The 24,130-nt window shown below is 71.7% G+C and carries 19 protein-coding genes; 1 reads left to right on the forward strand and 18 read right to left on the reverse strand.

Annotation, left to right across the window (positions count from 1 at the left end):
* Positions 1 to 17: 17 nt before the first annotated feature.
* The 16 genes from AC0QR5_RS07795 to AC0QR5_RS07870 all read right to left on the reverse strand — a co-directional run bounded on the left by AC0QR5_RS07795 (position 18) and on the right by AC0QR5_RS07870 (position 19,770).
* Complete coding sequence (locus tag AC0QR5_RS07795) at positions 18 to 3,971, reverse strand: DUF4011 domain-containing protein (RefSeq protein WP_329860445.1); 3,954 nt, start codon at positions 3,969 to 3,971, stop codon at positions 18 to 20.
* Between the two features lie 212 nt (positions 3,972 to 4,183).
* A complete protein-coding gene (gene guaA, locus AC0QR5_RS07800; protein ID WP_329860446.1) occupies positions 4,184 to 5,770 on the reverse strand; it encodes a glutamine-hydrolyzing GMP synthase in 1,587 nt (528 codons plus the stop codon).
* A 29-nt stretch (positions 5,771 to 5,799) separates the two neighbouring features.
* Positions 5,800 to 6,276 (reverse strand): DUF3817 domain-containing protein, encoded by a 477-nt coding sequence (locus tag AC0QR5_RS07805; RefSeq protein WP_329860448.1) that lies wholly within the window; start codon positions 6,274 to 6,276, stop codon positions 5,800 to 5,802.
* Positions 6,276 to 7,109 carry an SURF1 family protein gene (locus AC0QR5_RS07810; protein WP_329860449.1) on the reverse strand — a complete coding sequence of 278 codons (834 nt, stop codon included), beginning with the start codon at positions 7,107 to 7,109 and terminating at the stop codon, positions 6,276 to 6,278. The genes AC0QR5_RS07805 and AC0QR5_RS07810 overlap by 1 nt, the downstream gene beginning before the upstream one ends.
* 58 nt (positions 7,110 to 7,167) lie before the next feature.
* Positions 7,168 to 7,662 carry a PTS sugar transporter subunit IIA gene (locus AC0QR5_RS07815; RefSeq protein ID WP_329860450.1) on the reverse strand — a complete coding sequence of 165 codons (495 nt, stop codon included), beginning with the start codon at positions 7,660 to 7,662 and terminating at the stop codon, positions 7,168 to 7,170.
* Positions 7,663 to 7,665: 3 nt separating this feature from the next.
* Complete coding sequence (locus AC0QR5_RS07820) at positions 7,666 to 9,441, reverse strand: glycerol-3-phosphate dehydrogenase/oxidase (protein WP_329860451.1); 1,776 nt, start codon at positions 9,439 to 9,441, stop codon at positions 7,666 to 7,668.
* 4 nt (positions 9,442 to 9,445) lie between these two features.
* The gene (locus AC0QR5_RS07825) at positions 9,446 to 10,594 is read right to left on the reverse strand and encodes a GuaB3 family IMP dehydrogenase-related protein (RefSeq protein ID WP_329860452.1); all 1,149 of its coding nucleotides are present in this window, start codon (positions 10,592 to 10,594) and stop codon (positions 9,446 to 9,448) included.
* A gap of 75 nt (positions 10,595 to 10,669) precedes the next feature.
* Positions 10,670 to 12,001, reverse strand: a complete 1,332-nt coding sequence (locus AC0QR5_RS07830) for a DUF4872 domain-containing protein (protein WP_329860454.1) — start codon at positions 11,999 to 12,001, stop codon at positions 10,670 to 10,672.
* A gap of 6 nt (positions 12,002 to 12,007) precedes the next feature.
* A complete protein-coding gene (guaB, locus tag AC0QR5_RS07835) occupies positions 12,008 to 13,513 on the reverse strand; it encodes an IMP dehydrogenase (RefSeq protein ID WP_329860455.1) in 1,506 nt (501 codons plus the stop codon).
* A 97-nt stretch (positions 13,514 to 13,610) separates the two neighbouring features.
* Positions 13,611 to 15,731, reverse strand: coding sequence for an acyltransferase family protein (locus AC0QR5_RS07840; RefSeq protein ID WP_329860456.1), 2,121 nt, complete (start codon positions 15,729 to 15,731; stop codon positions 13,611 to 13,613).
* Between the two features lie 119 nt (positions 15,732 to 15,850).
* A complete protein-coding gene (groL, locus tag AC0QR5_RS07845; RefSeq protein ID WP_329860457.1) occupies positions 15,851 to 17,461 on the reverse strand; it encodes a chaperonin GroEL in 1,611 nt (536 codons plus the stop codon).
* Between the two features lie 61 nt (positions 17,462 to 17,522).
* On the reverse strand, positions 17,523 to 17,819 hold the full coding sequence (gene groES / locus AC0QR5_RS07850) for a co-chaperone GroES (protein WP_329860459.1): 297 nt from the start codon (positions 17,817 to 17,819) through the stop codon (positions 17,523 to 17,525).
* 340 nt (positions 17,820 to 18,159) lie between these two features.
* Positions 18,160 to 18,651 (reverse strand): hypothetical protein, encoded by a 492-nt coding sequence (locus tag AC0QR5_RS07855; protein ID WP_329860461.1) that lies wholly within the window; start codon positions 18,649 to 18,651, stop codon positions 18,160 to 18,162.
* A gap of 20 nt (positions 18,652 to 18,671) precedes the next feature.
* On the reverse strand, positions 18,672 to 18,974 hold the full coding sequence (locus tag AC0QR5_RS07860; protein ID WP_329860462.1) for a hypothetical protein: 303 nt from the start codon (positions 18,972 to 18,974) through the stop codon (positions 18,672 to 18,674).
* Positions 18,922 to 19,389, reverse strand: a complete 468-nt coding sequence (locus AC0QR5_RS07865) for a hypothetical protein (protein WP_329860463.1) — start codon at positions 19,387 to 19,389, stop codon at positions 18,922 to 18,924. Before AC0QR5_RS07865 ends, AC0QR5_RS07860 begins: the two co-directional genes overlap by 53 nt.
* Positions 19,390 to 19,440: 51 nt before the next feature.
* Positions 19,441 to 19,770: a hypothetical protein gene (locus AC0QR5_RS07870; protein ID WP_329860464.1), complete on the reverse strand. Its 330-nt coding sequence runs from the start codon at positions 19,768 to 19,770 to the stop codon at positions 19,441 to 19,443.
* A gap of 314 nt (positions 19,771 to 20,084) precedes the next feature.
* Between AC0QR5_RS07870 and AC0QR5_RS07875 the strand changes: the two genes are divergently transcribed.
* On the forward strand, positions 20,085 to 21,326 hold the full coding sequence (locus AC0QR5_RS07875; RefSeq protein ID WP_329860465.1) for a class I SAM-dependent methyltransferase: 1,242 nt from the start codon (positions 20,085 to 20,087) through the stop codon (positions 21,324 to 21,326).
* 647 nt (positions 21,327 to 21,973) lie between these two features.
* Here the strand turns inward: AC0QR5_RS07875 and AC0QR5_RS07880 are convergent.
* Together AC0QR5_RS07880 and AC0QR5_RS07885 are read right to left on the reverse strand one after the other, a co-directional pair.
* Positions 21,974 to 22,936 carry a hypothetical protein gene (locus AC0QR5_RS07880; protein WP_329860466.1) on the reverse strand — a complete coding sequence of 321 codons (963 nt, stop codon included), beginning with the start codon at positions 22,934 to 22,936 and terminating at the stop codon, positions 21,974 to 21,976.
* 317 nt (positions 22,937 to 23,253) lie between these two features.
* Positions 23,254 to 24,075 (reverse strand): shikimate 5-dehydrogenase, encoded by an 822-nt coding sequence (locus AC0QR5_RS07885; RefSeq protein WP_329860467.1) that lies wholly within the window; start codon positions 24,073 to 24,075, stop codon positions 23,254 to 23,256.
* Between the last annotated feature and the right edge of the window lie 55 nt (positions 24,076 to 24,130).

Here is a 24,130-nt window from a genome sequence, read left to right on the forward strand (position 1 = left end):
CGTCGCGGTGGGCTGGCTCAGCCCCAGTGCGGCGGTCGCTGCTCCAGCAGCCAGCGGTCGCGGTCCTCGGAGGAGTCCCCCCACGCGCGGGGATCGTCCTCCGCGGCGCGGCGCGGCAACACGCTCTCGGCCGCCCGTCGTCCGATCGGCTGGGTTCCGGACCCTGCCGGACCCGCAGTCGACCCGGCCGCGGTCGGCTCCGTCGTCCCCGCCACCGAGGTTCCTCCCGTGGCGGCGCGGCGGCCCACACGGGACGTCCCGTCCACGGCTGCTGACGTCTTGCCGGCTGCGGACACGGCCGCTCCCTCCCGCTCGTCGGCCGCCACCGGGCCGAGGTCAAGCGACGCGGCGAGCGCGTCGGCGATCGATCCCGGATCGCTGAAGACGTCGATCGTCCACAGCGGCACGTAGCGCCAGCCGAGGGCCTCGAGCTGCTGCGGGCGCAGGCGGCTGCGCTGGCGCACGGTCATGGACCGGTACTGCTGCGTGCCGTCGGAGACGATCGCGAGCGGCGGGGTGTCCGCGGCGTCGGCGTCCGGGGCCTGGGCCGCGAGGTCGAGGACGCCACGGTGGCTCGGCGCCACGCGCGCGCCGCGTTCCTCGAGCCGCGCCTTGAGGTCCGCCACGAGTGGATCGCCGAGCGCCTCCCCGTCGCCGGAGACGCCGGAAGACCCGGAGAGCACACGCCCGACGAGCTCGATGAAGCGCGACGCTCCTCCCTTGATCCGGTCCGGGTCGAGGTCCTCGGGCTTGAGCGAGGTGACCAGGTGGAGCAGGGCCCGGGAGCGGGTGACGGCGGTGACGAACAGCTCGTCGCCGCGCGTCCCGGACAACGGGCCGAAGTCGTGCACGGCCTTGCCGTGCGGCGTGCGCCCGTAGCCGAGCGAGAACACGACCGCGTCGCGGACCAGCCCGTGGGCGCGCTCGACGGAGGAGACCTGGAACTTCTCGCCGGAGCCGCGGAAGAACTCGACGGCCCACGGGTAGTTGGGCAGCTGGACCTGGATCGCCTCGGCGATCCGGGCCGCGTGGCGCTGGTTCCCGGCCACGACGGCGAGGGAGAGGTCCGGGCGGCGGCGCGCGTGGGCGAAGACCAGGTCCACGACCCGGTTGACCTCGGCGACCGTCGTCTCGACGGCCTCGGCGCCGGCCGCGGGCAGGCCCGTGCCGTCCGCAACGTACTCCACGGTCAGCGCCGGCGACTGCCCGGAGAGGCCCCGCGCGGCGGGGAGCCGGCGCAGCCGTCCCTCGTAGTAGGCATCGCCAAGCGCCTCCGTCAGGCCCTCGTCGACCCCGCGGTAGACGGTGTCGAGGCGGCGCAGCGGCAGGACCCCGGCCAACGCGGTGAACGTCGAGACCGGTTCCGCCGGCCCACGCAGCGACGCGGTGGGATCCACCGAGACCTGGAAGGACCGCGGCGCGCCGAGCAGCGCGTCGCCGAACGCCACGACCTGCCCGGAACGGCTGATGGAGCCGATCGCCGCGCGGAGGGAGAGCGCGTCCGCATCGAGCAGGATCACCGCGTCGAAGCGCGTCTCGGCCGGCACGGCCGCGGGGATCTGCAGCGGCGATCCGATCCACAGCGGCAGCAGCGACGTCACGAGCGGGGCGCCGAGGCCGCACAGCGCCTCGATGGACGGTTCGCCGTCCTTGAGCATGGCACGCAGTTCCCGGGACGCGGCCCGGTGGTCGGCCAGCGCGGCCTTCCACCGCTGGGCCAGGAGCCAGCACAGGCGCGAGGCGCCGGAGGCGATGTGCGTGTTGTCGGCCAGCCGGTACTCGGCCTCGAGCCGGCGCAGCTTCTTGCCGTCGGCCATCGCCAGGTAGTCGTCGCCGCTGATCATGGCCTCGAGGGCGGACTGCCACCAGGCGAGGTCCAGCTCGGCGGCGACCTCGTCGGGGCCGACCTCGCGCTCGGCGAGGTCCACGAGGAGCTCCTCGAGGCCCTGGTTGCGCAGCTGCTCCTGGAGCAGCGTCCGCTCGGGCAGGACCTCGAGCGCCTCGGCGTCGGCCACGAGGGCCTGCAGCCGCTCGACGAGGGTGTCGATCGGAAGCCGGTGCAGGGCGTCCTTCTTGTCCACGCGGGCCAGGGCGTCGGCCAGGCGGTGCAGGCGCTCGTCGGCGTCGCGGTAGGCCTTGTTCAGCTCCAGCAGGCCGGTCGGCACGGTCGGGTGGCGCTGGCTCGTGGCGTAGCGGGACCACAGCCCGCGCTGGACCTGGACGTCCTGGAGCGAGGCGTGCAGGTCGGCGATGTGCACGCCGGGGCGCACGTACTCCTTGGCGACGCGGCGGAGGCGAGAGCGCGTGATCGAGGACATCTCGACGCCGCGGTCGCGCCGCCACGCGGACGTCGCGGTCGCGGAGATGAGGTCCTCGACGGAGCGGTCGAAGATGTCCGGCTCGAACTTGTCCAGGCTGCCCCGCACCGCGACGAGGAGCTCGAGCTGCTCCCCCCACTCGATGAACGTGGTGCCGAGGGTGATCTCCGAGTGCCCTGCCACTTCCTTCATGGTGGTGCGCAGGCCGGGCAGGTCCCCGCTCAGGCTGCGGGCGAGGCCGAGGGCGTCCTCGGTGTCCTTGCGGTTGCGCAGCCGCGCGCCGAACCACGGGCTGCGCGTCGTCTCGACGCTGAAGCTGCCGACCTCGGCGGCACGCTTGAGCCGCGCCGAGGTCTCCTGGCGGTCGGTGATGCTGTCGAGCACGGAGCGCTTCAGCCGCACCGTCGTCGACGGCGCCGGGTCGAGTGCGGTCAGCCGGGCGAGTTCCTGCATGGCCTGATACGGCGAGCAGCGCCAGCGCTGGCGCGTGGTGTGCAGGGAGCGGACGTGGTCCAGGAGGGCGTGGCGGTGCGAGACCAGGTTCTTGTGCAGCTTCTCCAGCTGCGGTTCGGTGGCCCGCTCGTTGCGCAGGATCGCGGCGGTGAGCTGGCGGCGCAGCTGCTCCGGCCCGGTCTCGGGCGACATCCGCAGCGCGAGGCTGCCCAGCTGCAGCGAGTCGAGGCGCTCCGTGAACGCCTCGGCCGTCGAGCGGCGCTCCGCGACCACGAGGACGCGCTTGCCCTGCCCGGCCAGGAGGGCGGCCGCGTTGACGGCCGTCTGGGTCTGGCCCGTTCCCGGCGGGCTGGAGACCACGAGGGACTCCCCCGCCTCGACGAGGTCGAGCACTTCCTGCTGGCTCGCGTCGGCGTCGAGGACCAGCATCTCGTCGGCCGGGTCCCGCTCGTCGCTGCTGAGCACGGTGATCCCCGGATCGGGGACCTCGACCTCTTCCCCGGCGTCGGCGGCCAGGAGGCTGGCGACGACGGGGTGGGACGGATCCAGCCGGTCCGGGTCCGCCGGGTCGGCGAGGTCGGCGAACGTCGAGGCCAGGAGCCGGTGCTCGACGACCGTTCCCGGGATCGGGGACAGCTGCTCGCGCAGGGTGTCCATGGCCTGGCGCGGGTCGAAGCGGGCGGTCATGTAGGCCGCGGCGGCGAGGGCCTCGACGTCGATGCGCAGGCCGTGGGCCTCGGCGAAGTACCGCACGAGCGCCGGATTGACCTGGGCGCGCCCGGTGAGCTGGAGCTCGTAGTCGTCCTGGCCGTCGCGCGCGGTGAGCGCGATCCGGCCGAGCATCACGGGCGCGCTGAACTGCTCGGAACGGCCGTCGACGGTCGCGCGCCACGTGACGAGGCCGGACGCGAGGTAGCCGACGTCGATCCCGCGGTCCTCGGAGAGCTCCTGGATCTTGGCGCGCAGGGCGCGCGCGGTGCGCTTGCCGGCGAGGAAGACGTCCTGGTCCCGCAGCAGCATGGACAGCCGCGTGCGCCGCCCCGCGAGGAACTGCGCGAGCCCCGAGGGGTGCGCGTGCGTGATGTCGATGCTGTTCGACGGCGAACCGGCGAACCGCAGCAGCGTGTCCGTCCCGGCTCCCGGCCCCAGCTTCTCCAGCCAACCGGCCAGCGCCGACGCACCCTCCTGAGTCCCTCGCACGGGAATACCGCCTTCCTAGCTCTTGCGCCGCGGGCCTGCCCTAGCCGGACGCACTCTCTAAACTACTGGACTCGCCGCCTCGAGCGGCCGAACGAAACACTCGCCCAGGCGGGCAATCGGCTCGGCGTCCCGGGAAACGGCGAGGGGAGGAGCCTGCGCCCCTCCCCTCCCGCGGCCGTCGTCCCGGCCGATCCGGCGTCAGGACGCCGGGCCTACTCCCATTCGATGGTGCCCGGCGGCTTGCTCGTCACGTCGAGCACGACGCGGTTCACGCCGTCGACCTCGTTGGTGATCCGGTTGGAGATCCGGGCCAGCAGATCGTAGGGCAGGCGGGACCAATCGGCCGTCATCGCGTCCTCGGAGGACACGGGGCGCAGCACGATCGGGTGGCCGTAGGTGCGGCCGTCGCCCTGCACGCCCACGGAGCGGACGTCCGCGAGGAGCACGACGGGCATCTGCCAGACCTCCTGGTCCAGGCCCGCAGCGGTCAGCTCGTCGCGGGCGATCGCGTCCGCCTTCCGCAGCAGCTCCAGGCGCTCCTCGTTGACCTCGCCGATGATGCGGATGCCCAGGCCGGGGCCCGGGAACGGCTGGCGCTGGACGATCTCGGCGGGCAGTCCCAACTGGGCGCCCACCGCGCGGACCTCGTCCTTGAAGAGGGTGCGCAGCGGCTCCACGAGCTCGAACTGCAGGTCCTCGGGCAGGCCGCCGACGTTGTGGTGGCTCTTGATGTTCGCCGCACCCTCGCCGCCGCCGGACTCGACGACGTCCGGGTACAGCGTGCCCTGGACGAGGAAGCGCACGGGCTCCCCGCTCTCGGCGGCGTCGGCCATGATCGCGGCCTCGGAGGCCTCGAACGCGCGGATGAACTCGCGGCCGATGATCTTGCGCTTCTCCTCCGGGTCGGTGACGCCGGCGAGGGCGTTCAGGAAGCGCTCCTGCTCGTCGGCGACGTACAGCTTGGCGCCCGTGGCGGCGACGAAGTCGCGCTCGACCTGCTCGGCCTCGCCCTCGCGGAGCAGGCCGTGGTTGACGAACACGCATGTCAGCTGGTCGCCGATGGCGCGCTGGACGAGGGCCGCGGCGACGGCGGAGTCGACGCCGCCGGAGAGGCCGCAGATGGCACGGCCGGTGCCGACCTGCTCGCGGATCCGCTCGACCTGCTCCTCCACGATGTTGCCCGTGGTCCAGTCCGGCTCGAGGCCCGCCCCGTTGAAGAGGAAGTTCTCGATGACGCGCTGGCCGTAGACCGAGTGCTTGACCTCGGGGTGCCACTGGACGCCGAAGAGCCGCTTGGACTCGTTCGCGAACGCGGCGACGGGTGCGCCGGCGGTGGAGGCGAGGACGTCGAAGCCCTCGGGGGCCTCCTGCACGGAGTCGCCGTGGCTCATCCAGACGTTCTGGCTCGCGGGCAGGCCGGAGAGCAGGGACCGGGAGTCCCCCGTGGAGCTCGCGTCCGTGGCGCCGTACTCGCGCAGGCCCGTCTTGGCGACCGTGCCGCCGAGGGCGTTGGCCATGGCCTGGAAGCCGTAGCAGATGCCGAGGACGGGAACTCCGGCCTCGAACAGCTCGGCGCCGACGCGCGGTGCGCCGTCGGCGTAGACGCTGGAGGGGCCTCCGGAGAGGATGATCGCGGCAGGGTCCTTGGCCAGGATCTGCCCGGTCGTGAAGGTGTGGGGGACGATCTCCGAGTACACGTGGGCCTCGCGGACGCGGCGGGCGATCAGCTGCGCGTACTGGGCGCCGTAGTCGACGACCAGGACGGGGCGGTGTTCGGTGGCGGGAGCTGGGTTGGTCACGGGCTCTACCTTAGTCGACGGGACGGGGCCTAGTAGCGCTTGGCGGCCTGCGGGTGCTCGGCCAGCTCGCGCTCGACCTCGCCGTGCACGCGCTTCTCCATGAAGAAGGACAGCAGCGGTACGACGCCGCCGAGGGCGATCGTGATGAAGCGCATGAACGGCCAGCGCATGAGCGACCACAGGCGGAAGTCCGCGATCAGGTACACGACGTACATCCAGCCGTGGACGATCAGCACCACGGAGGAGAGGTTGACCCCGCCGGTGAAGGAGTCCTCGGGCAGGAAGCCCAGGACGTTCGACGCACCCTCGGCCGTGGTGCCGCCCGCGACGATCTCGGCCCCGAAGCCGTACTTGGCGACCATCTCGACGACCACGAGGAGGAGCATCACGCCCGTGGCGTAGGCGAGGACCTTGTAGAAGCCGGCGGCGGAACGGATCTGCGCGGGAGTCCCGGCGAAGCGGCGCTTCTTGCCGGCGGGGCGCGGGGCGGGGCTGGGCTGGGTCACTACTGGTCCTCGGATCGGGAATCGGTGGATTGGCGGGCGTCGGCGTCGAGATCGGTGGTGGCCGCGAGGTCGTCCTCGTCCTCGTCGGCGAGCTCTTCCTGCTCGCGCCGGTAGTCGTCCACGACGAGGCGCCACCAGAGGAACACGGCGAACCCGGCGAAGACGACCCACTCGATCCCGTAGAACACGTTGAGCCAGTTGACCTGGCGCTCCTGCGGCTGCGGGCCGATCTCGATGGCGTCGAGCCCGGTCGCGACGGCCCCGGCGTCCTCGCCGGCGGCGGTCCGGACGTCGAACGCGGCGAGGAATCCGCTGTAGGCGTCGACATCCCAGAGATTGATCAGCTGGGCGACGGAGAGCGAGGCGTAGGCGCCGTCGACCGGGGCCTGGTCGAGCGGCGCCTCGGTGGGCAGCAGGCGTCCGGTGACCTCGAGCTCCCCCTCGGGGGCGGGCCCCGGCGGGGTCGGATCGGGCTGCCAGCCGCGGACGACGGCGATCGCCGCGTCCCCGGGGGCGTCGTCGACGGAGAACGGGGCCACGACCCAGTACCCCTCGCGGCCCTCGTCGATGCGGTGGGCGACGAGCACCTGCTCCTGCGGCAGGAAGCGGCCGCTCGCGGTGACCACCTGGTCCGCGTCCGCGGCGAGCATGGGGCGGAAGGGCTCGAAGTGGGCGGTGAGCTCGACGGGCGTCTCGGTCGTGGTCACGGGCGGCGGGGCCTCGCTTTGCGAGCGGTCGAACTGCCACTGGCTCAGGAGCACGAACACGCTCGCCACCGCCAGGGCGCCCACGAGGGCCAGGATCCACTGGGGTTTCAGGGCGGTTCGCAGCACCGTACCAGCCTACTTCGATTGCCTGTAGAACTCCGAATGCGCCTCGGCGCCCGGGGCCTCAGACGGCGCCGAAGTCCACGGTGGAGTTGATCAGCTCGGCGATGACCTCGGGATCGTACGCCCGGCGCAGGGATTCGCGGAAGCCCTGCTTGGACAGGCTCCGGGCGAGCGCTGCGAGCAGCTGCAGGTGCAGGGAGAAGCTGTCGGCGGGCGTGGCCAGGAGCAGCACGACGGTCGCGGGTCCGTCGGAGGCGCCGAAGTCCAGCGAGTGCCCGTAGGCGGTGATTCCGACGGCGATGCTCACCTGGGCGGCGTGCCGGGTCCTCGCGTGGGGCATCCCGACGCCGCCCGGCAGGCCCGTGGCCAGCTGGTGCTCGCGGCGGCGGACCTCTTCGAGGAAGCCCTCGTAGTCGTCGATGCGGCCGGCATCGGCGAGGCGGCGGGCCAGGATCGCGGTGGCCTCGTCGCGGTCGGCGGCCTCGAGGTCCAGGACCACGAGCGCAGGCTCGGTCAGTTCCTGGCCGGCGGCGGTGAGCTCGTCGAATCCGGGCACGGCTCAGGCCTCCCGCACGGGGACGATGTCCTCGACGTTCATCCGCGTCTTGTCCGCGGAGACGTCGTCGGGCTGTTCCTGGCTCGCGCGCTCCGCCTCGACCCGGGCCGTGTAGTGCTTGACCTCGCGCTCCGTCTGCTCCTCGGACCAGCCCAGCAGCGGCGCCATGAGGCGCGCGACCACGGGTGCGGCCTTGATGCCGCGGTCCCAGGACTCGATCGAGATCCGGGTGCGCCGCGTGAGCACGTCGTGGATGTGGCGGGCGCCCTCGTGGGTCGTCGCGTAGACGACCTCGGCGGCCAGGTAGTCGTCCGCCCCGGGCAGCGGGACCCCGAGCTCCGGGTCGGCCGAGATCAGGTCCAGCACCTCCCGGGTCAGCGAGCCGTAGCGCTGCAGCAGGTGCTCCACGCGGGCCACATGCACGCCGGCCGCGCGGGCGAGGCGGTGGCGGCTGTTCCAGGCGGCCCGGTAGCCCTCGGCGCCGAGCAGCGGGATGGTCTCCGTGCACGAGTCGGGGGCGTTGAGGTCCATGGTGCGCACGGCCTCGTCCACGGCGTCCTTGGCCATGACCCGGTAGGTCGTGTACTTCCCGCCGGCCACGACGACGAGACCCGGGACGGGGTGGGCGACGACGTGCTCGCGGGAGAGCTTCGCGGTCGAATCGCTCTCCCCCGCCAGCAGGGGCCGCAGCCCCGCGTAGACGCCCTCGACGTCCTCGCGCGTCAGCGGGCGCTTGAGGATGCGGTTCACGTGCTCCAGGAGGTAGTCGATGTCCTTGCTCGAGGCCGCCGGGTGGGCCTTGTCGAGCGTCCATTCGGTGTCCGTGGTGCCGATGATCCAGTGCCGTCCCCACGGGATGACGAAGAGCACGGACTTCTCCGTGCGCAGGATCATGCCGACGGTGGACTGGAAGCGGTCGCGCGGGACCACGAGGTGGATGCCCTTGGACGCCCGGACCTTGAGCTGGCCGCGGTCCGTGACCATCGCCTGCGTCTCGTCCGTCCAGACGCCCGTGGCGTTGACGACCTGCTTGGCGCGGACGTCGAACGCGTCGCCCGTCTCCTGGTCCTCGAGCCGGGCCCCGACGACGCGCTCGCCCTCGCGCAGGAAGTCCACGACCTTGAGCCGGTTCGCGGCGAGCGCCCCGTAGCGCGCGGCCGTGCGGACGAGGTCCACGACGAGCCGCGCGTCGTCCACCTGCGCGTCGTAGTAGCGGATGGATCCGACGAACGCGTCGTCCTTGAGGCTCGGCGCGCTGCGCAGCGTGCCGCGGCGGCTCAAGTGCTTGTGGATGGGGACGCCGCGGCTGTGCCCGGAGGCCATCGAGAGGGCGTCGTAGAGCGCGATCCCCGCGCCGACGTAGGGCCGTTCGACGAAGCGCTTGGTCAGCGGGTACAGGAACGGCACGGGCCGGACCAGGTGCGGGGCGATCCGGTCGATCAGCAGGCCGCGCTCCTGCAGGGCCTCGCGGACCAGGGCGAAGTCGAGCATCTCCAGGTAGCGCAGTCCGCCGTGGATGAGCTTGGAGGAGCGCGAGGACGTGCCCGAGGCCCAGTCGCGGGCCTCGACGATCCCCACGCGCAGCCCGCGCGTGGCGGCGTCGAGCGCGGATCCGGCGCCCACGACGCCGCCGCCGACGATCAGCAGGTCGAGCTCGCGGCCCTCCTCGGCCGTCTCCCGCAGCTCCTGGAGCGAGGTCCGGCGGAAGTCGGGCCCGAGCACGCCGGGTGCGGCCCCGGCGTCGTTCCCCGTGGTGTTGGCGGCTCCCCGGCGCGGCATCGGCTCAGCCCACCTCGTAGGGGGAGACGACGACGTCGACGCGCTGGAACTCCTTGAGGTCGGAGTACCCCGTGGTGGCCATGGAACGGCGCAGCGCCCCGACCAGGTTGGACGTGCCGTTGGTGTGGTGCGAGGGGCCGTTGAGCACCTCCTCGAGCGGGCCGACCGTGCCGACGTGCACGCGGTCGCCGCGCGGGTTGGCGTCGTGGTGCGCCTCGACGCCCCAGTGCCAGCCGCGGCCCGGGGCCTCCTCGGCGCGGGCCAGGGCGGAGCCCAGCATGACCGCGTCCGCGCCCATGGCGATCGCCTTGACGATGTCGCCGCTCGTGCCGAGGCCGCCGTCCGCGATGACGTGCACGTAGCGGCCCCCGGACTCGTCGAGGTAGTCCCGGCGCGCCGCGGCGACGTCGGAGATCGCCGTCGCCATCGGGACGTGGATGCCGAGCGAGCGGCGCGTCGTGCCCGTGGCCCCGCCGCCGAAGCCGACGAGCACGCCCGCCGCGCCCGTGCGCATGAGGTGCAGCGCGGGCGTGTAGCCGGCGGCGCCGCCCACGATGACCGGGACGTCGAGCTCGTAGATGAACTGCTTGAGGTTCAGCGGCTCCTGGTTCTGCGAGACGTGCTCGGCGGAGACCGTGGTGCCGCGGATGACGAAGATGTCCACGCCCGCGGCGAGCACCGTCTTGTAGTGCTCCTGCGTGCGCTGCGGGGTGAGCGAGCCGGCGACGGTGACGCCGGCGTCGCGGATCTCGGCCAGGCGGGAGGTGATGAGCTCCGGCTGGATCGGGGCCGCGTAGAGCTCCTGCAGGCGGGCCGTGACCGCGGGGTCGAAGTCGCCGCGGGCCTGCCCGGCGCCGAGGCCCACGATCTCCTCCAGCACGGGGGCCGGATCCTCGTAGCGCGTCCAGAGGCCCTCGAGGTTCAGGACGCCGAGGCTGCCCAGGCGGCCGAGCGCGATCGCCGTCGCCGGGCTCATGACCGAATCCATGGGCGCGCCGATGATCGGCGAATCGAACTGGTAGGCGTCGATCTGCCAGTTCACGGACACGTCCCGGGGGTCGCGCGTCCGCCGGTTGGGGACGACCGCCACGTCGTCGAGCGAATAGGCCCGCTTCCCGCGCTTTCCGCGGCCGATTTCAATCTCGTAAGTCACCCGGCCAGCCTATCAGCGCCGCCCGCGGAGGCCGGGGCCCGGGCCGCGTGCCGGGGGTCACGCCCGGTCGCGGGGTCAGCCCGCCGTCCCTCCCGCGGCCTCCTGCAGTTCGCGGGCCGCGGCTTCCTCCGCCCGGGCGATCCGCTCCACGAGGTCCGCCATGCGTGCGAACAGCCCGGAGCGCTCCTCCACGTCGACGTCCGGGTCCACGAGCTCGGACAGCTCCTCCCACATCGGGGCGAGGTCCCGATAGCGTCCGGCGACGGGTCCGAGCGCTTCCAGCCCCGGCCTGACGGCGGCCTCCTCCAGGAAGTCCGCATACAGGCCGCGCAGTCCGCCCGCGCCGCAGAAGCGGTCCGAATCGAAGAAGCCGGCGAGCTGGGCGAGCCCGCCGCGCAGCCTCTCCTCCTCGGCGAACAGGGCCGTCCACCCGCGCTTCGTGGTGGTATCTCGCAGCTTGCCCGCCCACGTGTCCAGTCCCGCGACGCCGAAGTTCTTCGCGAAGTGCGCCGGAAGGCCCGGCAGTTCGGCGGCGCCCAACATGCGGGCCGCGGTGTGGGCGGCGGCCTCGCGGACGGCGGCCCGGAGGTGCTTCGCTCCCGGCGACACGGGCTCGGGCACCCACGCCTGCCAGTGGCGGTCCTTCTTGCGCATCGCGCGCGCGTCGGCGAGCTCGGTGGCGTCCAGGACGCGCAGGCTGCCGGAGCCGTCGTCGACCAGGAAGCCGTCCTCCTCCCCCACGACGACGACGTCGACCGACTCGCTCTCCGCCGGATCGCCCCCGTCCTCGATCCACGGCAGCGCGCCCTCGAGCACGCGCACGACGACGGCGCGGCCCGCATCGAGCCCGGCCTCCAAGTGGTCCAGGGCCTGCTTGCGGCTCGCCGTGTGGGTCTCGCGGACCGGCACGCCGAGGCGGGCGAAGAGCGTCGGGGCGAACGGCTCCGGGTGCGCGCGGGTGACGACCGTGGCCGTCGTCGTCTGCTCGTATTCGAAGGTGAAGACCATAAAGCCGATTCCGCCCGAGAGCCCGGACAGCATCGCCTCGCTGAACGGGGCGCCCGTGTGCGGGTCCGTCACCCCGGCCTGGGTGAGCACGCGGTGCCAGAGGCCCGATTCGTACTGGACCACGTTGTCCGGGGCCGGGTATTCCGGCAGCTCCTCTTCCCCGGGGACGCCGGGTCCGGCGCCGTCGGACGAGGTGCCGCCCGGGGTCCGCCCCCGGACTCCCTGGTCCCCGGCCGTGCGCTGGCCGCCGCGGCCGCCGCCCTGGCCGACGGCCGCTGCGGGACGGCCTCCGCGCTCCGGCTTCCCGGCGAGGAGGGCGTTACGGGCCTGGGTGTAGCTCTCCCCGGTGCGCTCCATGCGCTCGCGGGCGAGCTTCTTCAGCTGCTTCGGCTGGGCCATGGAGTGCTACCGCGACCGGTAGTTCGGGGCCTCGACGGTCATCATGATGTCGTGCGGGTGGGACTCTTTGAGCCCGGCCGCGGTGATGCGGACGAACTTGCCCTTCGCCTTGAGCTCGGCGATGTCGCGCCCGCCGACGTAGAACATGGTCTGGCGAAGGCCGCCGACGAGCTGGTGGGCGACGGCGGAGAGCGGGCCGCGGTACGGGACCTGGCCCTCGATGCCCTCGGGGATCAGCTTCTCGTCGCTCGGCACGTCCGCCTGGAAGTAGCGGTCCTTGGAGTAGGACGTGTTCTTGCCGCGCGTCTGCATGGCGCCGAGGGAGCCCATGCCACGGTAGGCCTTGAACTGCTTGCCGTTCATGAAGACCAGGTCGCCCGGGGACTCCGCGGTTCCGGCCAGCAGGGAGCCGAGCATCACGGAGTCGGCGCCGGCGACGAGGGCCTTGCCGATGTCGCCGGAGTGCTGCAGGCCGCCATCGGCGATGAGCGGCACGCCCGCGGGGATCGCGGCCTTGGCCGACTCGTAGATCGCGGTGACCTGCGGGACGCCCACGCCGGCGACGATGCGGGTGGTGCAGATGGAGCCCGGGCCCACGCCGACCTTGATGGCGTCGGCGCCCGCGTCGACGAGCGCCTGGGCGCCCTCGCGGGTCGCCGCCTGCCCGCCGATGATGTCGACGTGCGCCGAGGCGGAGTCCTTCTTCAGGCGCGCGATCATGTCCAGGACGCCCTGGCTGTGGCCGTTCGCGGTGTCCACGACGAGGACGTCGACGCCGGCATCCACGAGCGCCATCGCGCGGTCGTAGCCCTCGCCGAAGAAGCCCACGGCGGCGCCGACGCGGAGGCGGCCCTCGTCGTCCTTGGTGGCCAGCGGGTACTGCTCCGCCTTGTCGAAGTCCTTGACGGTGATGAGGCCCTGCAGGATCCCGGCGTCGTCGACGAGCGGGAGCTTCTCGATGCGGTGCTTGCCGAGCAGATCGATGACCTCCTCGCGGGAGACGCCGACCCGGGCGGTGACGAGCGGCATCGGGGTCATCTTCTCGTAGACCTTGGTGGTCAGGAACTCCTCGCGCGGCACGAACCGGGTGTCGCGGTTCGTGATGATGCCGAGCAGCTTGCGGTCCTCGTCCACGACGGGCAGCCCGGAGACGCGGTAGTGGCCGCAGAGGTCGTCGAGGTCCCGGAGGCTCGCGTCCGGGGCGATCGTCACGGGATCGGTGATCATCCCGGACTCGCTGCGCTTGACCTGGTCCACCTGGCGGGCCTGCTCGTCGATGGACAGGTTGCGGTGGATGATGCCGATGCCGCCCTGGCGCGCGAGCGCGATCGCCATGCCGGCCTCGGTGACGGTGTCCATGGCGGCGGAGAGCAGCGGGATGTTGATGTTGATGCGCTTGGTCAGGCGCGTCGTCGTGTCCGCCTCGGAAGGGATCACGTCCGTCGGGCCGGGCAGCAGGAGCACGTCGTCGTAGGTGAGGCCTTCGAAGGCAAAGGGATTGAACTCGGACACGGGGGGCCTTTCGCACACGGGGAGGAGTGACTACATCCTAGAACGCCCGCGCCGCGAACCCCATTCCGCGCCGGCGATGTGGGGAACGCGACAGCCCCTACCAGTCCAGCGCCTCCTTGAGCCGGCGCTCGAACACCGGGGCCGTCGTCGCGACGAACGTCTTGGTCAGGTGCGACTCGTCCATGTAGGCCAGGACGTTGCCGATGACGGGAGCGCACGTCCCGTCGACGCAGAGCTGGTCGGTCATGTCGAAGAAGGAGAGCTCGTCGGGCAGCTGCCCGTGGTCGACCTGCGACTCGAGCTCGTCGAGCGGGTTCACCGGGGCCATGAGCTCGTCGGTGCCGTGGGCGCAGGCCTCGGCGTCGGGGCCCTTCATGTCCACGCACTCGGGGACGTTGAACGTGAAGCGCGGGGTGTCGCGCATGCCGACGACCTGGATCCCCGCGTCGAGGAACGGGGCGACGCCCTCGAGATAGCCGGGGACGATCCGCTCGTTGTCCGCGGGCACGGAACCCTCCTCGCCGTTGCCGTGGTGGGCGGTCAGCGAGGCGACGGTGAGCACGGCGTCCGGGCGGTGGTCCAGGACGTACTGCGTGGCCGCGGCGTTGAAGTCGTTGCATTCGGCCTCCCGCTCCCCGCTCCCGGCGCCGAAGCGGCATGCGGGGCGCGTGACCAGGATCCAGGCCCAGTCGTTCTGGGCGGCGATCTCGTTCAGCGCCGTGGTCCAATGCTGGGCGTGCGAGTCCCCGACGACCATGACGGTCTTGGACGCGGTGGCCGGGTCGCCGGCGCTCTGGCAGTACTCCATCCGCGGGTCGGTGAGCGCGTACTCCCCCGTGCAGTCCCCTCCGAAGTTGGCCCACTGCTCGTTCATCTTGTTGGGCAGCGGCAGCACGACGGCGTCGGGGTCCGGCGCCTCCTCGTAGTCGCCGGCGAGCACGAGCGCCCCGGGGTTGTCCTGCGGGGTCTGCTCCTGGACCTTCTGCTCGAACGCGTCGACGCGCGTCTGCCAACCGGTGAGCGGCATGGCGACGAGCCCGATCATGACGGCGATGACGAGGCCCAGCCGGCGGCGGCGCTGGGTGGGCCAGCGCCAGGCGTGGAACGGGGTCTCGATGGCGCGGGTCGTGGCCCACGCGAGGGCGAGGGAGAGCGCGATGACGGCGGTGCCGCCGAGCGGGCCGGCCTCCTTGCGTCCGTCGACCGTGAGGTAGATGACGAGGATGGGCCAGTGCCACAGGTACAGGGCGTAGGAGATGTCGCCGAGGCGCGTGAGCGGGGCGGCGGAGAGCAGGCGGTCTACGCCGAAGCGGTGGCCCGTGGCGCCGGCGGAGATGATGAGCGCGGCGGCAAGCGTGGGCCACAACGCGATGTAGCCGGGGAACACGGCCTGGACGTTGAGCACGATCCCGCACGCGAGCATGGCCGCGAGGCCCATCCACCCCATCACGACGCGGACGGCCTGCGGGAGCCGCGAGGCCCAAGGCAGGACGACGACGAGCAGGGAGCCGAGCGCGAACTCCCACAACCGGGCGCGGGTGTCGAAGTAGGCCAGCGCCTGGTTCGTGTAGGTGACGTGGACGGAGTAGGCCAGGGACGCGGCGAACACGGCCCCGAAGGCGGCCGCGAGCACGGGGCGGAAGCCGAGCGTCGGCCGCAGGCGGCGCAGGGCGGCCCAGGCCAGCGCGGCGGCCGCTAGGATCAGCGGCCAGAGGATGAAGACCTGCCCCTGGATGGACAACGACCAGAAGTGCTGCAGGGGGCTCGCGGTGGAGTGGTTGGCGGCGTAGTAGTCCACCGCCGCGTCGGCGAGGGTCCAGTTCTGGTAGTAGAACAGGCTGGACCACGTCTGCTCTGCGACGTCCTCCCAGCGCGTGCGCGGCAGGAGCGAGACGGTCGCGGCGAGGACCGCGAGGAGCACGACGATGGCCGCGGGCAGGAGGCCCCGGGCGCGGTTGAGCCAGTAGCCGAGGAGCTTGAGCGGCTTGCCGGCCTCGACCTTGTAGGTGAAGGAGACCGTGAGCAGGAAGGCCGAGATGAGCAGGAAGACGTCCACGCCGCCGGAGACGCGGCCGAGCCAGACGTGGTAGACCACGACCATGAGCACCGCGAACGCGCGCAGGCCCTGGACCTCGGGGCGGTAGGCCGGCTTTGCGACGGTCGCGGCGCCGGTGTTCGGCTCCCGCGTGCGGAGCCGTTCCTGGTGGCCGATGGCCATGCTGACTGGTCTTCCCGTAGACGACGAATGGACGGTCGAACCGGCATGCAACCGGCTCAACCGTCCATTCTACCAGCCTCCGTTACCAAACGGTGATCTTGGGAGGCTCCGGGCCACTCCTAGTGGTTGTGGCCGGCGTGCTCGTCGTCCTCTTCGGGCTTGTCGGAGACCAGGGTCTCCGTGGTCAGCACGAGGGCCGCGATCGAGGCGGCATTGCGCAGCGCCGACCGCGTGACCTTGACCGGGTCGATGATGCCCGCGGCCAGCAGGTCCTCGTAGACGCCCGTCTTGGCATTGAAGCCGTGGTTGACGTCCGACTCGGCGACCTTGGCGGCCACGACGTAGCCGTCGAAGCCGGCGTTCTGGGCGATCCAGCGCAGCGGCTGCACGAGCGCGCGGCGGACGATGCCCACCGCTGCGGCGGCGTCGCCCTCGAGCGCCTGGACGGCCGGATCGGTATCGAGCGCGGACAGGGCGTCCACGAGGGCGGTGCCGCCGCCGGCGACGATGCCCTCCTCGAGCGCGGCACGCGTCGCGGACACGGCGTCCTCGATGCGGTGCTTGCGCTCCTTGAGCTCGACCTCGGTCGCGGCACCGACCTTGATGACTCCGACGCCGCCGGAGAGCTTGGCGAGGCGCTCCTGCAGCTTCTCGCGGTCCCAGTCGGAGTCCGTGTTGGCGGACTCGGCCTTGAGCTGCGCGACACGGTCGGAGACGTCCTCGGCGGAGCCGTTGCCGTCCACGATCGTGGTGTTGTCCTTGGTCACGGTGATCCGGCGGGCGGAACCGAGCACCTCGGTGCCGACCTGGTCCAGCTTCAGGCCGAGGTCCGGGGAGACCACCTGGGCGCCGGTCAGGATCGCGATGTCCTGCATCATGGCCTTGCGGCGGTCGCCGAAGCCCGGGGCCTTCACGGCCACGACGTTCAGCGTGCCGCGCAGCTTGTTCACGACCAGGGTGGACAGGGCCTCGCCCTCGATGTCCTCCGCGATGATGAACAGCGGCTTCCCGGCCTGCAGCACCTTCTCCAGGAGCGGCAGGAACTCGGCCACCGTGGAGATCTTGCCGGAGTTGATCAGGATGACGGCGTCCTCGAGGACGGCCTCCTGGCGCTCCGGGTCGGTGACGAAGTGCGGGGACAGGTAGCCCTTGTCGAACTGCATGCCCTCGGTGATGGCCAGCTCGGTCTGCGTCGTGTTCGATTCCTCGATCGTGATGACACCCTCGGTGCCGACCTTGCCGAACGCCTCGGCCAGCAGTTCGCCGATCTCGTCGTTCTGGGCGGAGATCGCGGCGACGTTCGCGACGTCGCTGCCCTCGACGGGACGGGCGATCTCGGCCAGGCGGGCCGCGACGGCCTCGACGGAGGCCTCGATGCCGCGCTTGATCTCGCCCGGGGCCGCGCCGGCGGCCACATTGCGGAGGCCTTCCTTGACGAGGGCCTGGGCCAGGACGGTGGCGGTCGTGGTGCCGTCGCCGGCGACGTCGTTGGTCTTGGTGGCGACTTCCTTGGCCAGCTGCGCGCCGAGGTTCTCGTAGGCGTCCTCGAGCTCGATCTCGCGGGCGATCGTCACGCCGTCGTTGGTGATGGTCGGCGCGCCCCACTTCTTGTCCAGGACCACGTTGCGGCCGCGGGGGCCGAGGGTGACCTTGACGGTGTTGGCGAGCTTGTCGATGCCGGCCTCGAGCGCCTTGCGGGCGTCGTCGTTGAAAATAAGCTGCTTTGCCATGCTCAAACTCCTTGCTGACTGCGTGAAGCCCCGGCCGGGGCCGGGGCTTCACACGGGGAAACTACTTGACGACGATGGCCAGCACGTCGCGGGCGGAGAGCACCAGGTACTCGGTGCCGCCGACCTTGACCTCGGTTCCGCCGTACTTGGAGTAGATGACGACGTCGCCCTCGGCGACGTCGACCGGCACGCGGTTGCCGTTGTCGTCGACGCGGCCGGGGCCCACGGCCACGACCTTGCCCTCCTGGGGCTTCTCCTTGGCGGTGTCGGGAATGACCAGTCCGGATGCGGTGGTCTGTTCGGCCTCGAGCGGCTGAACGACAATACGATCCTCGAGGGGCTTGATGGAGACCGACATGCGGCTCGCTCCTTTGCATGAGTTACCAATGGATAAGGGGGCCGTTGGGTTGGACCAACCGTCGTCGCGGTGCCAGCTGGCAAGTACCTCAGGCTTTAGCACCCGGACGGGCCGAGTGCTAATGAAGACTCTATGAGCTGGCTGGCACTCGGTCAAGGCGAGTGCCAACACGCCGTCGCACGAAGCATCACGGGCCGCCGTCTCCGCGTTTTCCGAAACGCCTCCGCCACACTGCGGCCATCCGACGAATCGCCGTCCAATGGACGACGATTCGTCGACTTTCGGAAGTTCGCCGGGCCAGTCCTGCCTGGGTGGGGCGACGCCTGTCGGCGCGGCCCCGTCAGCCGCGACGCCGGCGTTGGCGGAACACGCCGTACGCTCCCGCGCAGATCGCCGCGAGCGAGACGACGACGGCCACAATGAATCCTCCCAGCGGCACCGCGAGCAGTTCACGGGCCAAAGCGCCGTCGATCCCGGAGCCGAGGTAGTCGATCCCGGCCTGCATCGACGTCCCGGCGACGATTCCCTGCAGGAGGGCAGCGGCCACGAGGCCGAGCGCGGCGATCGTTCCCACGGCCATCCCGGCGTAGAGCAGCACGCGGAACGCCACTCCGGACGCCCCCACGCTGCTGGGGGACTCGTCCTCGGCGCGCGTCGCCTCGACGGCCTCGGGAAAGCGCCCGAGCAGGCCGGCGTCCTCGTCCGGTTCCCCGACCCCGACCCCGACCGCAGCGTCGGCCGGCGCACCGGGGGCGGCCCCGCCGTCGTCCTCCGAGGGCAGGGCGGAAGCCCCTTGAGCGTGCGTCGGCCCCACGGCCGGATCCTGGTCCACGCTCCCACCGTACCCGCCGTCTAGTGCAGCTGCAGGGCGAGGCCGATCTCCCGGGTCATGGTCCGCCACACGTGGCCGGAGTGCGTCGCCTGCACCTTCATCTCCCCGGACGTGATCCGGCCGATCGCATGGTGCCCCGAGGCGCCCGCGACGGACTGCGCTCCGAGGGCCGGAAGCGCACCGGAGGTCGGGCGGGAACGGACCACCACGTTGGGCCGGAAGCCGCCGACCCGTACCTCGAGCGCGGCCAGGCGGGGCCGGTCTTGGCGCTCACGGCGTCCCGCCCGGCCCCGGGCGGCCGGTGCCGGCTCCGGCGTCGTCATCGCCCGGCGCGTCGACACCCAGCCGGCCGTGCAGCGCCCCGCCGGGCCGCAGCGCCCGGGACAGCCTGTCCTCCCCCGCCGCCAGACGCCGTCTGGTCTCCTTGACCCACGCGGGCAGCATCAACGAGGGCAGCCAGAACATGCCCACGATCCCGAGGACCATCGAGGCGAAGAGCACCAAGGCGAAGAGGAGGAACACGAGCGGCGGGGCGTGCTCCATCACGAACCCCGCTCCCGCGATCGCCAGGAACGCGATTCCCAGGTACAGCGACGCGAGCCCGGGCCAGCCCGGAAACAGGAAGGACTTCAACACGAGCCACGCCTTGTACCTTCCCCGGTCGGCCAGGACACCGGCCACCACCAGGACGGTTCCCACCGCCGCCAGCACCGGCGACATCAACTGCCCAGCGTTCACTTCCCGACTCCGTCCATCGTCTCCACCCGTCCGCGGGCCCTGCGTTCCACGCTAGCCGAACACCGGGTTCCAGGCCTTGCCGATCGCATCCCCGGCGTCGGAGAGGAGCTCTTTGCCGCCGGAGTCCAGGACCCAGTTGGCGCTCGGGGCCGCGACGGAGCAGTCCCAGATCGGCACCTGGCCCCCGGTGGGAACCGTGGAGGTGTAGGTGACGCACTGGAAATCCATCCACGCGTGCGGCGTCAGGCCGTCCGAGGGGCTGAGCTCCGGCAGCCATCCGGCGTCACCGTTCGCCCCGGCGTCGATCCCCTCGAGCGCGGACGAGCAGTCCACGGCCGCCTGCGCCAGGTCCCCGACGATCGAGTTGACATACTGCTGCACGGCGTCTCCGCGTTCTCCATCATCGCCTCGTCGCCCTGCTCGAAGGCCGGCACGGCCGACTCCATCCCGTTCACGGCGTTGTCGATGCGGGTCTCGGCGACTTCGGCCTGCAAGGCGATGAGGTCGTTCCACACCGAGGACAAGGCCGTGGTGACGGCCCGCATCGTGGCCGCCGCCATGAACTCGGTCAGGTCCGCGTGCATCGTCTCCCGCTTCGGGATCCCTCCGCCGGGCAATCCATCGTCAAACGATTGGATCCCGCCCTGGGGAGGACTCCCCCTGGCGGCCGACGCCCAGACGCTAGGGTTGAACCCATGCCTGCCGCACCCTCCGTGGAAGACCTCGCGCCCGTCCTCTCCCCCGAGGGCTTCGCCCTGCTCAACGGCCTGCCCGAGGGGGCCGCCGCCACCGAGGACGCCGCGCTCGCGCTCAACCTGCGGCTTCGCAAGGAGGGGCACTCGCCGGAGCTCGCGACCGCCGTCGTGCACCAGGCCCGGATGCGCGCCCTCGCCGCGGCCAAGCTCGGTCCCTTCGCCGCGCACATGATCCTCACGCGCGCCGGGCTCGAGCAGGCGACGCGGCTGAACGTCGCGGCCCTGCACGCGCGGCGCTTCACGACAGCGGGCGTGCGGCGCGTCGCGGACCTGGGCTGCGGGCTGGGCTCGGACGCGATGGCCATGGCCTCGCTCGAGCTGGACGTCACGGCGGTCGAGTTGGATCCCGTGACCGCGGCCGCGGCGACCATGAACCTCATGCCCTGGCCGAACGCGCGCGTCGTCAACGCCGACGCGACGGCGTTCGAGCTGGACGGCTTCGACGGCGTGTGGCTGGACCCGGCACGGCGCACCACCACGACGTCCGGGACCGCGCGGATCTTCGACCCCGAGGCCTTCAGCCCGCCCCTGTCCTTCGTGGAGGCGCTCGCGGACCGCGGGCTCGCGGTCGGCGTGAAGCTGGGGCCGGGGCTGCCGCACGAGTCGGTCCCCGGCGGGTGCGAGGCCCAATGGGTCTCCGTCGACGGCGACGTCACGGAAGCGGCCTTGTGGTTCGGGCCGCTCGCCCGCCCGGGTGTGCGGCGCTCGGCCCTCGTGGTGCGTTCCGGCGGCTCCGCGGAGCTGACGAGCGCCGAGGAGTACGACGCCGGTGCCTCCGCCCGCGGCGAGGTCCCCCTCGGCGACGTGGCCGGGTTCCTCTACGAACCCGACGGAGCCGTGATCCGGGCCGGGCTCGTGGCCGAGGCCCTGGAACGGGTCGGCGGACACCTGCTGGATCCGCACATCGCCTACTTCTGCGCGCCGGAACGCGTCGAGAGCCCGTTCGCCCGGGCCTACCGTGTCCTGGCCGTGCACCCCTACAACCTCAAGGCCCTGCGCGCCTGGATGAAGTCGGAGCGGATCGGGGCGCTGGACATCAAGAAGCGCGGGATGGACGTGACACCCGAGGAACTGCGGCGCGTGCTGCTCGCCGGCAGCGGGAAGAAGAACAGGAAGAAGGCCACCCTCGTGCTGACACGGATCGGCGAGCGCCGCGTGGCGGTCGAGGTCGAGCCGGTCTGAGGCGCCCTGCCGCCCCGCCGTCTCGACCCCTTGGCGTCTCAGCCTGATCGGCGTCTCGGCCCCTCGGCGTGTCAGCCCCTCGGCGTCTCGGCCCCTCGACGTGTCAGCCCCTCGACGTGTCAGCCCCTCGGCGTCTCGGAGATCCCGGCGCTCGGAAACGCGTGTGCGGATAGTGCGATTGGGACGCCTTGGACACCGCATCATCCGCCCACGCGTTGGCCGGGCCCCAAGCAACCACCGGCCCGGCGTGCGCGGGCTCCACCCACGAGACACCCCATGGCCCCGGCCACCTCGGCGTCTCGGCGATCACGGCGCCCCACCATGTCGCACCCCTGGCGTCTCGGAGTTCATGGCGCGTGGAAACGCGTGTGCGAATATTGCGATTGGGACGCCTTGGACACCGCATCATCCGCCCACGCGTTGGCCGGGCGGACAGGCCGCACCGCCGTAGTCCGAGCCGCCGGCATCATCTGCCCACGCGTTGGCCACGCCACAAGCGACTACCGGCCCGGCGTGCGCGGGCTCCACCCACGAGACACCCCATGGCCCCGGCCATCGCGGCGTCTCGGCGATCACGACATCTCGGCCCCGGCCACCTCGGCGTCTCGACACTCACGGCACCTCGGTGCCGACGAACTGCGTGGACCTCAGGCGTTGCCGGCGCCCAGTCCACCCTGACGCTCGAGAGCGCGGACCAGCCGCTGCAGGAACTCGGCACGTCCGGCGTCGGTCAGGATGGCCCGGTCAGCTTTGACTGTGGTCCACCCGTGGGCTTCGAAGGCGAAGTCGCGCTTGATGTCCTTCCCGATCTGGTCGAGCTCACCGTGGTGCCGGCCTTCGTACTGGATGGCGATCCGCAGTACCGGATACTGGAGATCGGGCACGATCTCACTACCGTCCGGCAGCAGGACGGGTAGATTGACGATCGGCTCCGGAAAACCTGCACTCACAATGATTTGCCGGAGGATCGATTCCGGCCGGGAGTCGACGCGTTCCCGCAGCAGTCCGAGAGCTTCCCGAGCAACACGGATGCCGCCCAGGTTCTTGCGGCGTTGCAGCACGCCCCGCAGTTCCGTGATCGACGACATCGGGTGCCGCTCCAGCTGGCCGGCCACGCGATTGGGTCCGTCGGCCCGCTGCAACAGGGAGTCTCCGGCAACGACCAGCTCTTGAAGGCTGAACCCCAGGGCAGCGAGGTCCGTCCATGTCCAGGCCGGCGATGTCAGGCGCATCCCATAGACGTTCCGGACATCCGCATCGGTCAGCGGGGCGCGATGTCCGATGACTCCACGCCGTCGTGGGGCCGCGGCCGTTCCGCTCCGCCGGGTCAGATGGATGGGCTCGACGCCTTCCCGCGACTGTTCCAGCCACATACCCCAGGCCACCGCGGCGCTCGTATGGCTGAGATACGTCTCGCCGTGGAGCTGCGAGTAGGCTGCGAAGAACTCGCGGACGTCAGGTTCAGCCTCCGTATTGATGCGCAGGCCGCGGCTGGGAACGTCGTATCGATCGGCGCGCAGCTGGGAACGGCTCGCCCCCTTGCCCAAGGCCTCATTCCGCAGGAACGCGGACTTGCGCGCAATCAGCGGGACGCGTTTCGGCGTGGGCATGGATCCATGGTGCCGGGATTCCCGCGATCCCGCCGACGTTATCCACAGGCGCCCACGCCCGGACACCACGCTCAGCGCCGCCCGCCAACGCGTGGGCGGATAGTGCGGATCCCTCGGCCATCGAACAGCACCAACTGCCCACGCGTTGAGGATTGCAGGCGTCCAAAGCGGGCGGGCCAACGCATTGCGGACTGCCCAGGCGCGGGCGCCGTTCACCCGTCTGGAGTAGATGGGCCCACGCGTTGGGGGCTACCCGCGCGCTCGAAGCGGGCGGGGCTACGCGTTGGGGACCGCCCATGCTTCAGGAGTGAGAGGGCCTACGCGTCCGCGGAGCGCATGAAGGCCTCGGCCTCGGCGATCTGCCCGGGCGTCGGCGTGATGCCCGTGTAGAGCACGAACTGCTCGAGCGCCTGCAGCGTCATGACCTGCCCTCCCGTGATGACCGTCTTGCCCAGCTCGCGGCCGGCCGCGACGAGCGGCGTCTCCGACGGCACGGCGACCACGTCGAACACGGCGTCGGCGGCCTCGATCTGGGCGCGGGTAAAGGACAACTGCCCTTCACCCGATCCCCCGTCCATGCCCACGGGGGTGACGTTGACGAGGAGGCGGGCTCCGGCGTCGTACTCGGGGACCCATTCGAAGCCGTACTGCCCCGCGAGCGCCCGCCCCGCGGCCTCGTTGCGGGCCACGAGCTGCACGCGCCCGAACCCGGCGTCGCGCAGCGCGGCCACGGTCGCCTTCGCCATCCCGCCCGATCCGCGCAAGGCCACCGGTGTGTCGACGTCGATCCCGCTCTCGGCCAGGAGCTGCGCCACGGCGGCGTAGTCCGTGTTGTGGGCCGTGAGCACTCCGGAGTCGTTGACGATCGTGTTCACGGAGTCGATGGCCGCGGCGGAGGGTGCAAGGTGGTCCACGAGCGCGATCACGTCCTCCTTATATGGCATGGAGACGGCGCATCCGCGGATACCCAGCCCGCGCACGCCCGCGATCGCCTGCGCGAGGTCCGTCGGGGCGAACGCCTTGTAGATCCAGTTCAGGCCCAGCTGCCCGTAGAGGTGGTTGTGGAAGCGCGTGCCGTTGTTGCTGGGGCGCGCCGACAGCGAGATGCACAGGGTCATGTCTTTGTTCAGGATGGGCATGGTGCCAAGCCTAGTGTCCGGGGACCCCGCTCCGTGGAGTACGACGACGGGGCCC

The sequence above is a fragment of the Arthrobacter sp. J156 genome (assembly GCF_056172865.1).